This window comes from Marisediminitalea alba (genome assembly GCF_002993365.1).
Lineage (GTDB): Bacteria > Pseudomonadota > Gammaproteobacteria > Enterobacterales > Alteromonadaceae > Alteromonas > Alteromonas alba.
On record NZ_PVNP01000013.1, the window covers coordinates 132,306 to 147,294 of the forward strand.

The 14,989-nt window shown below is 47.1% G+C and carries 11 protein-coding genes; 9 read left to right on the forward strand and 2 right to left on the reverse strand.

Annotated elements, in window-relative coordinates:
• Positions 1-220: 220 nt before the first annotated feature.
• The 4 genes from C6Y40_RS02180 to C6Y40_RS02195 all read left to right on the forward strand — a co-directional run bounded on the left by C6Y40_RS02180 (position 221) and on the right by C6Y40_RS02195 (position 7,077).
• Complete coding sequence (locus tag C6Y40_RS02180) at positions 221-511, forward strand: co-chaperone GroES (protein ID WP_070175315.1); 291 nt, start codon at positions 221-223, stop codon at positions 509-511.
• A gap of 33 nt (positions 512-544) precedes the next feature.
• Positions 545-2,191, forward strand: a complete 1,647-nt coding sequence (gene groL, locus C6Y40_RS02185; RefSeq protein WP_105933124.1) for a chaperonin GroEL — start codon at positions 545-547, stop codon at positions 2,189-2,191.
• 404 nt (positions 2,192-2,595) lie between these two features.
• Positions 2,596-3,444, forward strand: a complete 849-nt coding sequence (locus C6Y40_RS02190) for a DUF2971 domain-containing protein (protein ID WP_105933125.1) — start codon at positions 2,596-2,598, stop codon at positions 3,442-3,444.
• A gap of 1,701 nt (positions 3,445-5,145) precedes the next feature.
• Positions 5,146-7,077: a fibronectin type III domain-containing protein gene (locus C6Y40_RS02195; RefSeq protein ID WP_105933126.1), complete on the forward strand. Its 1,932-nt coding sequence runs from the start codon at positions 5,146-5,148 to the stop codon at positions 7,075-7,077.
• A 102-nt stretch (positions 7,078-7,179) separates the two neighbouring features.
• On the opposite strand, the gene C6Y40_RS02200 is transcribed toward C6Y40_RS02195, so the two are convergent.
• A complete protein-coding gene (locus C6Y40_RS02200; RefSeq protein ID WP_105933127.1) occupies positions 7,180-7,557 on the reverse strand; it encodes a DUF3224 domain-containing protein in 378 nt (125 codons plus the stop codon).
• 105 nt (positions 7,558-7,662) lie between these two features.
• Between C6Y40_RS02200 and C6Y40_RS02205 the strand changes: the two genes are divergently transcribed.
• A complete protein-coding gene (locus C6Y40_RS02205) occupies positions 7,663-8,481 on the forward strand; it encodes a helix-turn-helix domain-containing protein (RefSeq protein ID WP_146129472.1) in 819 nt (272 codons plus the stop codon).
• A 12-nt stretch (positions 8,482-8,493) separates the two neighbouring features.
• On the opposite strand, the gene C6Y40_RS02210 is transcribed toward C6Y40_RS02205, so the two are convergent.
• The gene (locus C6Y40_RS02210; RefSeq protein ID WP_105933129.1) at positions 8,494-9,021 is read right to left on the reverse strand and encodes an NADPH-dependent FMN reductase; all 528 of its coding nucleotides are present in this window, start codon (positions 9,019-9,021) and stop codon (positions 8,494-8,496) included.
• Between the two features lie 224 nt (positions 9,022-9,245).
• Here C6Y40_RS02210 and C6Y40_RS02215 point away from each other — a divergent pair, with 224 nt between their 5' ends.
• From C6Y40_RS02215 to C6Y40_RS02230, 4 genes are all read left to right on the forward strand, one after another.
• Positions 9,246-11,585, forward strand: coding sequence for a glycosyltransferase family 61 protein (locus C6Y40_RS02215; RefSeq protein ID WP_105933130.1), 2,340 nt, complete (start codon positions 9,246-9,248; stop codon positions 11,583-11,585).
• A gap of 512 nt (positions 11,586-12,097) precedes the next feature.
• On the forward strand, positions 12,098-13,255 hold the full coding sequence (locus C6Y40_RS02220) for an NAD(P) transhydrogenase subunit alpha (protein WP_105933131.1): 1,158 nt from the start codon (positions 12,098-12,100) through the stop codon (positions 13,253-13,255).
• Between the two features lie 3 nt (positions 13,256-13,258).
• The gene (locus C6Y40_RS02225; protein ID WP_105933132.1) at positions 13,259-13,543 is read left to right on the forward strand and encodes an NAD(P) transhydrogenase subunit alpha part 2; all 285 of its coding nucleotides are present in this window, start codon (positions 13,259-13,261) and stop codon (positions 13,541-13,543) included.
• A 12-nt stretch (positions 13,544-13,555) separates the two neighbouring features.
• Positions 13,556-14,944: an NAD(P)(+) transhydrogenase (Re/Si-specific) subunit beta gene (locus tag C6Y40_RS02230; protein WP_105933133.1), complete on the forward strand. Its 1,389-nt coding sequence runs from the start codon at positions 13,556-13,558 to the stop codon at positions 14,942-14,944.
• Positions 14,945-14,989: the final 45 nt, after the last annotated feature.

Genomic DNA, 14,989 nt, shown 5'->3' on the forward strand with positions numbered 1-14,989 from the left:
GGCTGGCAATCGCTCTTCCCCCTGCCAATTTGTAGTATCTGAAAAAAATTTCACTTTTTTTTTAACATAGCCCTTGAGTTTATCCGGGTACTACCCCATTTATCCACGCAGACAAGATTTTACGGCCCTTACAGGCCAAAACCACGTAAAGGCTGCATGAATGCTCATGCATCCCAACAACACTTAAATTGAATAGTTGAATTATTCAGGAGATTTGAAAATGGCAATTCGTCCTTTACACGATCGCGTTATCGTCAAGCGCGCAGAGCAAGAAAGCAAATCTGCTGGCGGTATCGTATTGACCGGTTCTGCGGCAGAAAAATCGACTCGCGGTGAGGTAATCGCTGTGGGCAACGGTCGCATTCTGGAGAATGGCGAAGTGAAAGCATTAGACGTAAAAGTCGGTGACACCGTTATTTTCAACGACGGTTACGGCGTAAAAACCGAGAAGCTGGACGATCAGGAAGTACTGATCATGAGCGAAAGCGACATTCTGGCAATCGTAGAATAATCACCCGTTAACCCGAATTAAGAGGAATTTATCATGGCAGCTAAAGAAGTACGTTTTGGTGATGACGCCCGCACGAAAATGCTGAAAGGCGTAAACATCCTGGCTAACGCAGTTAAAGTTACCTTAGGTCCTAAAGGCCGTAACGTTGTTTTAGACAAGTCGTTCGGCGCGCCTACCATCACTAAAGATGGTGTATCTGTAGCCAAAGAAATCGAGCTGGAAGACAAGTTCGAGAACATGGGCGCACAGATGGTAAAAGAAGTAGCGTCTAAAGCAAACGACGAAGCGGGTGACGGTACTACTACTGCAACCGTTCTGGCTCAATCAATCGTTACTGAAGGCTTAAAATCAGTTGCAGCGGGCATGAACCCAATGGATCTGAAGCGCGGTATCGACAAAGCGGTACTGGCAGCAGTTGAAGAACTGAAAGCCCTGTCTACTGACTGTGCAGACAGCAAAGCGATTGCTCAGGTAGGTACTATCTCTGCAAACTCTGACGCCGAAGTAGGTGACATCATTGCTCAGGCAATGGAAAAAGTAGGTAAAGAAGGCGTAATCACTGTAGAAGAAGGTCAGGCTCTGCAAAACGAGCTGGACGTGGTTGAAGGTATGCAGTTCGACCGTGGTTACCTGTCTCCATACTTCATCAACAACCAGGAAAGCGGTGCAGTAGAACTGGACAGCCCATACATTCTGTTAGTTGATAAGAAAATCTCTAACATCCGCGAATTACTGCCTACGCTGGAAGCGGTAGCAAAAGGCGGCAAGCCTCTGCTTATCATCGCTGAAGACGTAGAAGGCGAAGCGCTGGCAACTCTGGTTGTTAACAACATGCGCGGTATCGTTAAAGTTGCAGCGGTTAAAGCACCAGGTTTCGGTGACCGTCGTAAAGCTATGCTGCAAGACATCGCTATCCTGACTGGTGGTACGGTAATCTCTGAAGAGATCGGTCTGGAGCTGGAAAAAGTTCAGCTGGAAGACTTAGGTACTGCTAAGCGTGTTGTTATCAACAAAGACAACACTACCGTTGTTGACGGTGCAGGCGAAGAAGCGGCTATCGAAGCACGTTGCGAGCAAATCCGTGGTCAAATCGCTGATTCAACTTCAGACTACGACAAAGAAAAACTGCAAGAGCGTCTGGCGAAACTGTCTGGCGGTGTAGCAGTAATTAAAGTTGGCGCAGCCACTGAAGTAGAAATGAAAGAGAAGAAAGACCGCGTAGAAGATGCACTGCATGCAACTCGCGCTGCGGTTGAAGAAGGTGTGGTACCTGGTGGTGGTGTAGCACTGGTTCGTGCGGCCGCTAAACTGGCTGACCTGACTGGCGACAACGAAGACCAGACTCACGGTATCAAGCTGGCTCTGCGTGCAATGGAAGCGCCACTGCGTCAAATCTCTATCAACTCTGGTGCAGAAGCCTCAGTGGTTGTTAACGAGGTTAAGAACGGCTCTGGTAACTACGGTTACAACGCCGGTAACGACACTTACGGCGACATGCTGGAAATGGGTATCCTTGACCCAACTAAAGTAACTCGCTCTGCACTGCAGTTTGCTTCATCAATCGCTTCACTGATGATCACTACTGAAGCTATGATTGCTGAACTGCCTAAAGACGACGCACCTGCAATGCCTGATATGGGCGGCATGGGCGGAATGGGCGGCATGGGCGGCATGATGTAAGAATCGCCCCGCTTTCAGGGTCATTATAAATCAATGACTTAGAAGCCTATCGAAACCAACTGTGGTACGTTTTGTGTCACGGTTGGTTTCACACTTTTCCCTTAATCTTTTTCTACGATATTCCATCAGCTTCCCAATAGCTACCCTTTATCTTTACCTCAATCAAATAAGCTCTGTATGGCTCTCTACGATCACGTAATGTAGACATAAGCAAATGCCCTACTGTGTCTGAAAGTCTTCTCACAGAACACCTCACGATCTCCTATGAGTACAGGGGGAGGGGGCGAGGTAATACCCTTCCTATGCGATTGCAGCGTTCCATGCTTTTCTAAAAAAGCGTGTGTTATTTTTGGTCATTTTTTTAGTTATGATGGATTCCTGCACAAAGTAACGGATTAAAAGTTATGGATGAGAGAATTTTAGAATTTGCAGAGACTCACAAAACTGCTCAGGAAGCGGGTCTATCAGGTCTTTATCGATTCCTGTCATTTTCACTAGATGACGAAGCAATTAAGAAACATGAGGCTACTCTTACTCACGGGTGGCTTTACCATACAACTAGAGAGCACCTTAACGATCCACATGATTTAAACTTTAAAATAAACTGGCCTGCCATAGACGATGAACCGAGGATTAGCGGTTACATTGAAGACTTAAAGTTAAGCATAGCTTTATCTGGGGTAACCAAGTTCCCAGAAGGCCTTACTGTTGGCGACTTGCTAACGGATGAGCAATATCGCAATCGCTTTGAATCAGAATTAAAAGCCTATTATGCCAAAACGCGTATATGTTGCTTTACCACCAGTAAAACTAACCCTTTGTTCTGGGCTCATTATGCGCAATCTAGTACCGGTTACTGTCTGAGGTTCAAAGTTGGGGATAGTGATAAGAGTATCTTCTCTAATACCAGAAAAATTCATTACTCTAATGAGTATCCAACTTTAGATTTCCCAATTATTTCCAGCAATGCAGTGAGTACTATGAGACCTATCTTAAGGAAGTCGCTGGACTGGATATATGAAGACGAATATAGAAGCTTCTTCAGCCCAAGCTGGCCATTACTACTGGGGAATAACGGCCACTCTCTTTCGCTAAGTAATGATGAAATCACAGACGTTTACTTTGGGTTAAACATGGGGGAGGCACACAAGGCAAAGATAGTGGAGCTTGTGTCGAAAGGGCCTTTTAAACCAGAATTTTGGAATTCACAACTGGATGATGGCGACTTTCAGCTAAGGTTTAATAAGTATTAGATGCTGTCAAAATCACTCCCTCTAAATCTGACACTGTCAAAATCTAAAATTTAAGAGTTGTTGGCACTCTGGTTTACTACTATCAATATCTCTTACTTTGGTGGACAGTTAGGAACTCCAGATTTGGTGTCTCGTCAAGCTTTGGAAATTTCCGGAGCTTAACCTCACGCCTGCAATAATGCAGTCATGTTAATTATGCATATTTGTATTTTGACTCTGACAGCCACCAACAGAACCTGTGCGTAGTCTTCGTGTCTGGTTAAGGTAAACGTAGCTAGTGATTTGGAAGTGGTCTAAGCGATCTTCCTGTGGCACATAGAGGCTACCCTATGGGGGAATTGAGGCTTCATCATTGTCGAGTTGGCCTCTCAGATTTTTGCAGTCAAACTTTTTGGTAGATGTGGCTACTATATATAGTGTTTCAAGGAGGTTTTAGGTACTAAATATCGCAAATTTATAAAAAAGTCATATTCGGAAGAAATTGTTTTAAGCGAGCGGAAAAAAATTTAAAGTGCTTGCATTCAACCAAGTCTTGCTTTGTTCAATCGTAAATAGTTAGTCAATACTAACCTTGTAACACGTATCAAAATTTATTCGATTGAAGCACCAGATATTGGGTTGCAAGCAGCTCCAAAGCGCTTTATCTTCTAAGACAGGAAGACAAAAGGCTGTCAATACATCCAGTGCTCTAATAGGTCTGATTATTTATAGCTTTGTACTCAAGGAAGGTAGGCATAGGAACGGTGGTTAAGACCGTTCCTTGCCAAGCTACTAGTCAACTTAATCGACAGTAGGGTGCTTCGGATTAACTCCGAGTGTCAAACAATATGCAACTCAGACTACCTTTGCAGAGGTATGTCGCCTTGAGTCGCCACTAGTCGGTGTGTATCGTTTGAAGTTTGAGAATAGAGAAGTTGAGTGTATAAATCAATTTTGATTTAACGCTTTTCGTCCCTCGCTTTGATAACTCATTGATATTCCCTATATTGTATTGACCCTTGTGTTAGCTCTGGTGCCTCTGTCTCCATTAACGTGTTATTTGGAGATAATATCAATGACACATTGTAAATCTATCGTTGGGCAGTCTTGCCCTTTTAAAATGGGTGTTTTATGCACCTGTCCTGAAGCTAAACCAACTCGTTGCTATATGCCGTTCATAATTTCGGAGTTTGAATTATGAGTGAACATAAGAGCGAGAACACAGACTTTATATTCCGAAGATACAAGAGGAAAAAGAACAGCACTGAGATAATGGATGCTCATGACTATGGCTATCAAGCATGGAAGATACCAAAACGTAAAGGTAAGTAGTTAAGTATGGGAGGTCTTAATGCCTCCCTTTATTAACTTGCTCCAATGAGGCGCCTCTACGCGTAATCTAACAGCAGACCCCTATACCATTTACTTAGCGTCGCATATTCTGGCCGACAGTGAACATCGATTCTTGTCTGAATATGAACAATTCTTCGCCTGACATTGCAGATAGACCTCAGTATACGGCAAATTCAGTGACATGGAGATACATGAACTTCTCTAAGTTTATGAGTCTGACTTTTTCTAACAAACATAGCTGGACAGTCGCATCTGGTAACTCTGTCATAAAGGGTTCATCGAAAATTCACTACTGATTTCTTGAATCGACACACCTCCCTTTTAACTTATTAGTCCAATTGTTAATTGACATTTTTTAAGGGGGATTTTATGAGGTCGCAACTGCGTTTGCTGAGTGTTATTTGCCCGCTAATCGTTTTGGCGGGTTGTGATGATGAGACTGTTGAGGTCGAGGTTCCGGTTGAAGTGCCCGTTGAGGTGCCGGTAACGGCTAACCCGGAACACAAAATGCTTACCGACCCCTTCTTGCAACTGCCTACCGAAAACAGTGTAAATGTAGTGTGGTTTACTAACTTTGAAGGTACTGCTCATGAGCTACATTACGGCGATAGCTCTACCACAGACGTAACTACCACTGCGCTTACCCGCATGATGGAAGACGCTTCGTCTTCGGTTACCGGAGTAACCTACGAAGAAGTTACTTATCGTAACGTGTATCGCCATGAAGCCATTGCAACCGGATTGACCCAGGGCGAGCGTGTGAACTATCACGTGTCCAGCACCGACGAAGACGGCTTTGCTTTTAACAGCGAGCAGTTTACGCTTGCTCCAGCGCCGGCTGAAGGTCAGGCAATGAAAATACTGCTTACCTCTGACTTACAGTCGAAGAAAAACGTGGTTGCGAACTACCAAAAAGTGGTGGAAACCGTGGGGACTCCGGATGCCGTGTTATTTGCAGGCGACTTTGTAAACGTACCGGACCGGGCGTCTGAATGGTTCGATCAGGCGAAAGACAATGCTCCTGCTTTCTTCCCTGCGCTGCAAGGACACTATCAGGCATATTTGCCGGGTTTTCCGTACAATGGCGGTGAAATTCTGCAGCACGCACCTCTGTTCGGCACCATTGGCAACCACGAAGTCATGGGCCGCTATATGCCCGATGAAGAGGGCTACAGCTTAAACGGTAGCTTTAACGACCCACAACCCGCCTGGTTTGCCGAAGCGGCCTACGAAGAGGTGGCTGCAACGGTCAATCCCACCGGCGACGCTGATATAAAAGCTCAGTGGATTGCCGATCACTCTCACAATCAGCAAAGTTTTCTGGATATTTTTAGCTTTCCGGAAGATGGCCCGGCTGGTGAAGATTACTACGCCGCTAAGTTTGGCGACGTGTTTATTATTTCCATGAATGTGTCGAGGATCTGGCGCTCCTGGAGTGTGTCTGGTGCCAGTAAATCTAAGTTTGTAGAAGCGACTGAATCGTTAACCTCTCCATCTGACTGGGGGTTTGGTGAGTTCTTGTTTGAGCGTTTCGATGCCGAGTCAGACCAATACGCGTGGTTAGAAGAAGTCATGGCAAGCGACGACTTCAGAAATGCAAAATACAAGGTGGTCATGGCACACCAAGGCGTATTTGGTTTAGGTGACAACACCGTCCCCGTGCTGGCGCAGCCTGTTATGCAAGTAGTGCAAACAGATGCTACCGGCGCTGAGACTATTGAAGAATTCACGTTCCCGCTCACTGCTACACAGTGGTCAGAAGATGTTGCGCCCTTACTCGATGAGGCCTCTGAAATCCGTTACCAGTACCCGCTAGCTCAAGATGTGTGGCTAAACGACATCGAGCCATTACTTCTCGATAACGATGTGGACCTGGTTCACATTGGTCACTCGCACTTGTGGAACCGCGCCCAGGTAGGCAATCTGCATTATTTAGAAAGCTCTAATGTGGGTAACAGCTATGGGGCCTACTACGTGGATGCTTCCGGTGAATACACCCGTGATGTGCGCGCCAGCTACGCCGATTTCTGGGACGATGTAAACTCAGCTTCGCCGCGCTGGGACATTACTAATTACCCGCCAAATGGCGATCCTCAAGGCCGTGTAATGAGTTTCCCAACGGTATTTAGTCCAATGGATGCAGAAAACGAGAGTTACCCGAATCTGCCTTTTGTGACCAGTAACACATTGTCGGTTTTCTCTATACTTGATACCGGATCGGGCAGGGTACAAAGTTACGTGTTCGACCCTACTGATTTAGAGTCAGAAGTCACGTTGTTCGACGAGTTTTCGCTAAACTAAAAAAAGTGAGCGCATTACTGCGCTTTGTTATAGGGGCATGCTTAACTCGGCATGCCTTTTTTATTTCTGTTCCGTTTTAGTTCCGAACCTTCAGGCTATCAACTACTCACCAATAACATAGTCAGCTTTGCCGCCTTCGGCAGAGGTAAAATACCCAGTTTGTCCCTCCAGGGCCTTAATCGTGTCGCACTCAATAATGGTAAAGTGGCTGGATGCAACACCTTGCTGAAATGTGCCAGTGTGGCTTATCACCAATCGACAAGCCTGATTATCAATAACGCCGTTAATGTATTCAAAGCCACTGAAGGTAGCATCACCGGCAGCACTATAATGCATGTGATAAAACACCTCGCTGGTGCCTGTTAACTCGCCGCTATAGTGCTGTGAAACTTTGGCAGTATTGAGTTTACTGCCCTGCTCAAAGGTTTTTTCAGTAGTTTCCTGCCAGTCGGTTATCGAAAACATGCCCTCTAGTGTCATGTAAACCTCTTTGTGATATATCCTGATTGAGTTTGCAGGTTACCATTACTGCCGCCTTTGGTATTGTAAAAACACGTCACCCCAGCTTTTGTGAGAGCCATCGATTTGCAATACAGTCATCATCGCGTATCAGGCGTCATGCACCACAATGACAGTAAAAAACACTACCGTCTGCGGCGTTATGTGCCTGATACGCCATTGGCGAACCTTATTGAACAGTACTGGTTAGTAAACTGGCAGCTAAAAAACGGCCAGGAGCATGTTCAAAGGAATTTGCCTGATCCTAACTTTCACTTAACCTTCGATGGCCTGGGGGTAAAACTTATCGGGCCGGTGAGCAAAGTGTACCAGTATCCGATGGCTGCCAGTGGCTTTGTAATTGGTGTTAAATTTAATGCTGGTGCACTCAACGTGCTGTTGGACGGTCCAGCAAGCGATTATGTCGATAAGGAACTCTCTGCCAGCAAGTATTTCGGGTCAGGCGTGATTGACATTTTTGAAACACGTGCTGACGGCATGACCGACGAAATGATTGTATCGGCATTAAACAAGTTCCTGGTCCGCTTTGTAGAGCCTGTAACGGCAAAACAAACACAGGTGGCAGTGTTATTGGACTGCATTAAAAATAGCGGTGAGATTTATACCGTTGCGCAACTGGCGCAGCGCGCTGACCTTTCGGTGAGGACGTTACAGCGATTATTCAATCAATATATTGGACTGTCGCCAAAATGGCTGTTGCGTAAATACCGCTTGCATGACGCACTTGACGAGCTTGAAGCAAACACACTGACAATGGTTGAGCTGGCCACTCAGCTTGAATATACAGACCAGTCGCACCTGATTAGAGACTTTAAAGATATGTTGGGGATGTCACCAGCGCAATACCTGTCAGACAGGTACGCGCCGGAAAAATCGCGCTCTTAATAAGAGTGGATACTAGCCAGCTAATTTGGCTGCTGCGGCTTTTAGCTCGGTGATCAGCGCTTCGTCAGTGGCTTTACCCGCCTCTGTATCGAACTTGTCGTAGAAGCCCGGTACAGAAACCGTAGCCTTCACATTCGCTGCATAGAATGGTGCTGACGCTTCGGCCGCCGCTAACACTGATTTCGCGCCACTTGGGCCAGGAGAAGTAGCCAGATAAACCGCCGGCTTTTGTTTGAACAACTCACGGTCGATTCGTGTTGCCCAGTCAAACAGGTTTTTATATGCCGCCGGGTAATGGCCGTTATGCTCGGCATACGAGATAACAAATGCATCAGCGTCGGCCAGGTCGTTTAAGAATTCTTTAGCCCCGTCAGCCTGGCCAATTTCTTTTTCCAGATCTTCGCTGAACATAGGCACATCATAATCATTGATGTCCAACACCTTAACTTCTGCGCCGTCAACCAGACCGGCAGTATAAGTAGCCAGTGCCTTGTTGATTGAAGTTGAACTGGTACTTGCTCCATAAGCTACAATTTTCATAATTTGCCCCTTGCTAATTTAATAACTATGGTAATGATAATGGAGCCTGATAAGCACATCCATCAGATTAAAACCCCACAGATATTCGTTTTTTCAGAATGATATTTACAAACCGGACAAATATTCGTCAGTTAAGAGCGAAGGTACAAAATCTGATTTCCGTTATGCTAGGCGGCCGGTATGTGTGCTAATATTACGCCGTTTTCCAGGGACAGAGCAGTAGTTTGAATAAGCGCGTTATCTTCCATGTGGGTCCGCCAAAAACCGGCAGTTCGGCGATCCAGCAGTTTCTTCATCAGCATCGCCAGCAACTGTTGGCGTCGGGGGTTTTATATCCCGCGCACTCTGTAGATGAAAACGGCATTAGCTCGGGTAATGCCAGAGAAATTTGCGTTCCGGATCCAGAGGGCCGCCTGGCGCTGGATCATCAAAAGCTAACCAATGTTCTTAACGCTTTTGAGAACAACCCTAAAGCTCACATACTATTATTAAGCTCCGAATCGTTTTTCAGAATTATTGACGACATTACACAGGCTGTGCCTGATGTTGAAATTATCTGCTTTTTGCGAAATCCGGTAGAGTTTCAGCTGTCAATTTATAACCAGTCGGTAAAACGTCATGGCAATCAAAAGCCTTTTACGCCGGGTAAGCGCCTTAACCTTGGCCAATGGGAGAGCATTTTAAAAGCAGCCAACCAGCTGGAGGCTCATCAGCTCCATTGCTTTGCTTATAAGAATCATGGTGAAAAGGGCAATGTCATTACTGACGTTCTTGGCGTGTTAGGTCTGCGAGATGAACTTTCGGTGAGTGGTAATTCGGTAAACGTTTCGTACAGCTTCGCCGCGCTCGAACTGAAACGTTGGCTTAACCAGTTCCCGATTGACGCTTTGCAGGCAGAACTGGATGCTTATTTACAGGCGGCCAGTGCCGGCGCAGGCCGTTATCGGCTGCTGGACGATGAAACTCTGGCAGCTTATAAACAGCAGCTAGCCAATGTTACTGCTAAGTTTCAGCGGTTACTGCCTGAACAGGACTGGCAACTGGTGACTGAAGCCCTCAATAACGTTGCTGCATTGCCCTATTATCAGCAGGGTGTGCATGAGTCGGAAATTGCCGGCTTAGTTTGTCAGTTGCGACGGGATAAGCCCATGCTTTTCAGGTCACTCAGTGTAATAGTCGATTCAGCGGAACAGCCGGATTATGACGCGTCGCTGAAGAGCTTGTTTGAGTTGAGCCGTGGTGCGCGTTGGTTCGCGGCATTACCATTGTTTTTTAAGCGTAAACTGGGCGAAGTCAGACAAAAACGGCATGTCTCGGCGCACAAATCGACGCTGCAACCCCCGGCATCTCTCAATAACGCAGTGAAGGTCACTAATGCTGACATCATTCCGCAACTGTCCGGTTCGACGCCGGCCAGGCTCCGTGGAGGTGTGCGGGCAAAGGAGCTGCCGGAGTTTGCTCATCAGTTTCGTTATCAACAAATCAACTTACAGCAATCGGCAGCAGTGTGCGCGACGGAAACCGAAGTACTGGCAGAACAGCCAGAGGTTACCCACCTTAAGAAGGGCCATTATTATTACGGCGGGCCGGCGTTCGGTAATTTTGTCCATTTCATTGCTGAGTCAATCCATCGGTTAGCAGCTCTGTCCGGTGCTAAACAGCAGGCCAATATTAGCAAGGTGCTTATTTTACCTCAGCTACGCCGCCGTTTACGTAAACTGACTAAGCCGCTACTGCCACCAAACTTTTATGAAATTCTGGCGTATCTTGGTGTCGATAAGTCGCAGGTAGTGTTAGTCGATAAGCCGCAGCGTGTTGAAAACCTCTGGATCGCGCCACAGCAAAGCCTGTTCCGTACTCGTAGTCAGATCTCAGCGGATTATCGTCAGTTTCTGCTGCAATGCGAGCGCCGCGCCGGCGTGCTGCCTGATAAGCACCTGCCCGCAAAACTCTATGTGAGTCGAACGCCATTTTTAATGCGGGGCAGCTTTGCCGGAGAGCGGTATGTAGAACAGTTTTTTGCCCGGCAAGGTTACACCATCTTCCGGCCAGAGAAACACTCACTGTATGAACAGTTTCGCTATTACAAAAGTGCCGCAGAAATCGTGCTTGCCGAGGGAGCCGCTTTACACGTAATGGAATTACTTGGCGAAATGAACGCCCGGATAACGGTGCTGCAGCGCAGGAGCAATTCCGACCAACTGTTTAGCCCGATACTTGAAGCCCGCTGTAAGAATGTTAATTTCTTCGGAGCGTTAAAGGTATTGCCGTCCTTGTTTGTTGTAAAAGGTTATAAAAGTGCTGCCCACGGTAGTGCATTATCTGTTCTGCACGCTTCGGCGTTTAAAGGGCACCTGACACAGCAGCTTGCCCTTAACGGCTTTGATACTGATGAATTCCTGGCAACGGTTCGACAGGATATTGATAGTTACTTCAACGCATATGTTGAAACGCTTCGGTCAAACGATGATTTAAAGCAGATACCGGATGAATTTATTGAAAAGGTGAAAGAGTTAGAGCCTCCATACACAGGGGGCATAGCAGAAAACTGGCCCGCTGATTGATTACCGATAAACATAGTTTGGATATTTGTGAGGGGCCGCCGTTGATGATCCGTTCGCTTGACATATTGCTGAAAAAAGCATCGCAATTATGCCGGTAAAATAAACATCCAATACCAAGCGGTGAAAATCATAGTGCAGCCCGTTGCATATCTGCGCTAAATACTCAATTCCCCGCCCGCACTATTTACCTACTTCTTTGAATTGTATTATAAGTAAGAGTTATAAGGCTTAAACGTTTCATAAGTGGTATTTACGTGTTTAAGGGTAAATTTTCTCTTTCAATTTCGATTTTATTTATGCATTATTGGCTTCTCGCTGTAATCCTTTCCTAAAACTCCAATAAAAATGGAAGATTACAAAATTGTAGATATAAACCAGTTTTATAAAGCAAGAGCTTTACAATTTTGTAGTAAATGGATCAAAAGCACCTTGTGGCAACAAACAGATACCGCTTAATCGCTCCTTAAAAACGGCGGTTAGGTTAATTTTGCCCGGAGGAAAGGAGGATACTCTTGAAACTCTTAGTTCTAAACGAAGCAAGGCACGCTATTGATGATAGTTTTGTCGAACAGCGCTGCGCTGTAACGCCTGCCACAGTAATGCGGTTTACCCGAATGGGCTTTACCGTCATGCTTGAACAAGACGCTGGCGCGTTATCAGGCTATCCCGATGCCGCCTACACCGAACAAGGTGCCACTATCGTAAAAGCCACTGCCGACGTGCTGGGTGATGCCGATATTGTACTCTATGTTAACCGCCCCCTAAGCAGCCAACTGGCTCAGCTAAAAGCCGATGCGCTGGTAATTGGCCATATCGACCCGTTCTTCCAGCAGGAACTGGTTGAAAGTATGGCGGGTAAAGGTTTATCTACACTTTCCGTTGAGATGATCCCGCGTTCCTCCCGTGCCCAGAAAATGGATGCCCTGAGTTCTCAGGCGAGTCTGGCGGGTTATGTGATGATGATGCAGGCCGCGAATGCCCTGCCAAGCATCCTGCCCATGATGATGACACCCTCCGGTACCATTAAACCGGCCAAGGTGTTTATTATTGGTGCTGGTGTAGCTGGCCTGCAAGCCATTGCGACTGCTAAGCGTTTAGGCGCTAACGTGCTGGCTTACGATACCCGCCCGGTAGTGGCCGAGCAGGTAGAATCTTTAGGCGGCAAGTTTCTTAAAATTGATATTGGTGAAACCGGTCAGACCAAAGACGGTTATGCCAAAGAGCTTACCGACGAGCAAAAAGCCAAGCAGCAGGAAGCGCAGCGCGATGCGATTGCCGACTCGGATATCGTTATCACCACTGCCCAGCTGTTTGGACGTAAACCCCCGGTGCTGATTTCCAAACAAACTCTGGCGCTCATGAAACCCGGCAGCGTTGTGGTGGACATGGCTGCGCTATCGGGCGGTAACGTTGAAGGCTCTGTGCCTGGCGAAACAGCGGTGGTTGAGGGCGTTACCGTGATTGGTGACGGCAACTGGAGCCAGCGCGTGGCTCGCGATGCTACCGATATGTATGCCAATAACCTGATCAATCTCATTGATGAGTTTTTCGATAAGGAATCCAAGCAGTTCACGCTGGATCTGGAAGACGAAATCCTCGCAAGTAGCGTAATTACCCACGCTGGCGAGATCACCAATGACATGCTTAAAAACGCATACAAAGGGGGCTAACGTATGGAAACTATTTACCTGATCTTTATTGTTCTGCTGGCTGCCTTTTTAGGATTCGAACTTATCCGTAAGGTACCGGCAACACTGCATACACCGTTAATGTCCGGCTCTAACGCCATTTCGGGGATCACCCTGGTGGGCGCGTTGGTCGCTTCAGGCTCCGACAACGATACGCTAACCACCATTTTAGGTACCGCTGCGGTAGCGCTCGCGAGTATCAACGTTGTGGGCGGGTATATGGTTACCGACCGTATGCTCAGCATGTTCAAGAAAAAACAAGGCAAGTAAGGAGATTATGCTGTGAGTGATAATGCATTGATCATTAATCTTGCCTACGTACTGGCAACCACGTTATTCATTGTTGGCCTTAAATTACTGAGTCATCCGTCATCGGCCAAAAAAGGCAACCTGGTATCGGCTATAGGTATGTTTATCGCCGTGGTCGTTACCTTAATCGACCAGCAGATTATCAGCTATCACTGGATCCTGGCGGGTTTTGTGATTGGCGGCGCGTATGGTGCATGGAAAGCCAAAAGCGTAGAGATGACCTCGATGCCAGAAATGGTGTCTTTGTTTAACGGTTATGGCGGCGCAGCATCACTGCTGCTGGGCTGGGCAACCGTTTCCAGTATGAGTGCCATTACGCTGGCCACTACTGATTCGCTGGTTTTTGTCACCGTGTTTCTGACTATTCTAATTGGTGGTGTCACCTTCTCGGGCTCTGTGATTGCCTGGGGTAAACTGTCGGGCAAGATGTCCTCCAAAGCATTTATTTTTACCGGCCTGCGTGAACTGAGCATTCTGCATCTGGTAGCATTTTTTGTGGTGGGCTATTTGTTTGCTACTGACCCGGGCAACCCGCTGTGGTTGTATGTGTCGATTGCGCTGGCGTTGAGCTTTGGTATTTGGGCCACCATCTCCATTGGAGGTGCCGACATGCCGGTGGTTATTGCCCTGCTTAACTCGTACTCAGGTGTTGCAGCCTGTGCGGCGGGTCTGGCGGTTGCCAACACCATTCTGATTGTTACCGGTCTGCTGGTAGGCGCGTCTGGTCTTATCCTGACTAACATTATGTGTAAAGCCATGAACCGCTCGCTCATGAATGTATTGCTGTCCGGGTTTGCCAAGCCGGTAGAGATGGGCGAGGCCATCGAAGGCGAAGTGAAAATCATGTCTGCCCAGGATGCGTTTTACGTACTGGAAGCTGCGCAGTCTGTACTGGTTGTGCCGGGCTACGGTATGGCGGTAGCACAGGCTCAGCATGCGGTTCGCGAGATGCAGTCGCTACTGGAAGAAAACAACTGTACGGTGGAATACGCTATTCACCCGGTAGCGGGGCGTATGCCTGGCCACATGAACGTACTGCTGGCAGAAGCCGATGTACCTTATGATCTGCTGTGCGAAATGGACGATGTGAATCCGCGCATGGAAAACTACGACGTGGTCATTGTTATCGGTGCTAACGACGTGGTTAACCCGGCGGCCAAAGAGATGAAAGGCAGCCCCATTTACGGCATGCCGGTAATCGAAGTTTACCGTGCCAAAACCGTATTTGTGCTTAAGCGTTCTGCCAATGCTGGTTTTGCCGGGGTTGATAACCCGCTGTTCTTTAAAGACAACACCCGCATGGTACTGGGTGATGCCAAAGACACCATTAATAACATCGTTCGCGAGTTTGGTGACGATTAATCGTTACGCTTAGTCAATCATCGTAAAAATGGCCTGTATGAGTGA

What these genes read in the sequence shown, in the direction of transcription:
- C6Y40_RS02180 (WP_070175315.1), top strand. Translation starts at nt 221, where the DNA reads ATGGCAATTCGTCCTTTACACGATCGCGTTATCGTCAAGCGCGCAGAG.
- groL (WP_105933124.1), top strand. Translation starts at nt 545, where the DNA reads ATGGCAGCTAAAGAAGTACGTTTTGGTGATGACGCCCGCACGAAAATG.
- C6Y40_RS02190 (WP_105933125.1), top strand. Translation starts at nt 2,596, where the DNA reads ATGGATGAGAGAATTTTAGAATTTGCAGAGACTCACAAAACTGCTCAG.
- C6Y40_RS02195 (WP_105933126.1), top strand. Translation starts at nt 5,146, where the DNA reads ATGAGGTCGCAACTGCGTTTGCTGAGTGTTATTTGCCCGCTAATCGTT.
- C6Y40_RS02200 (WP_105933127.1), bottom strand. Translation starts at nt 7,557, where the DNA reads ATGACACTAGAGGGCATGTTTTCGATAACCGACTGGCAGGAAACTACT.
- C6Y40_RS02210 (WP_105933129.1), bottom strand. Translation starts at nt 9,021, where the DNA reads ATGAAAATTGTAGCTTATGGAGCAAGTACCAGTTCAACTTCAATCAAC.
- C6Y40_RS02225 (WP_105933132.1), top strand. Translation starts at nt 13,259, where the DNA reads ATGGAAACTATTTACCTGATCTTTATTGTTCTGCTGGCTGCCTTTTTA.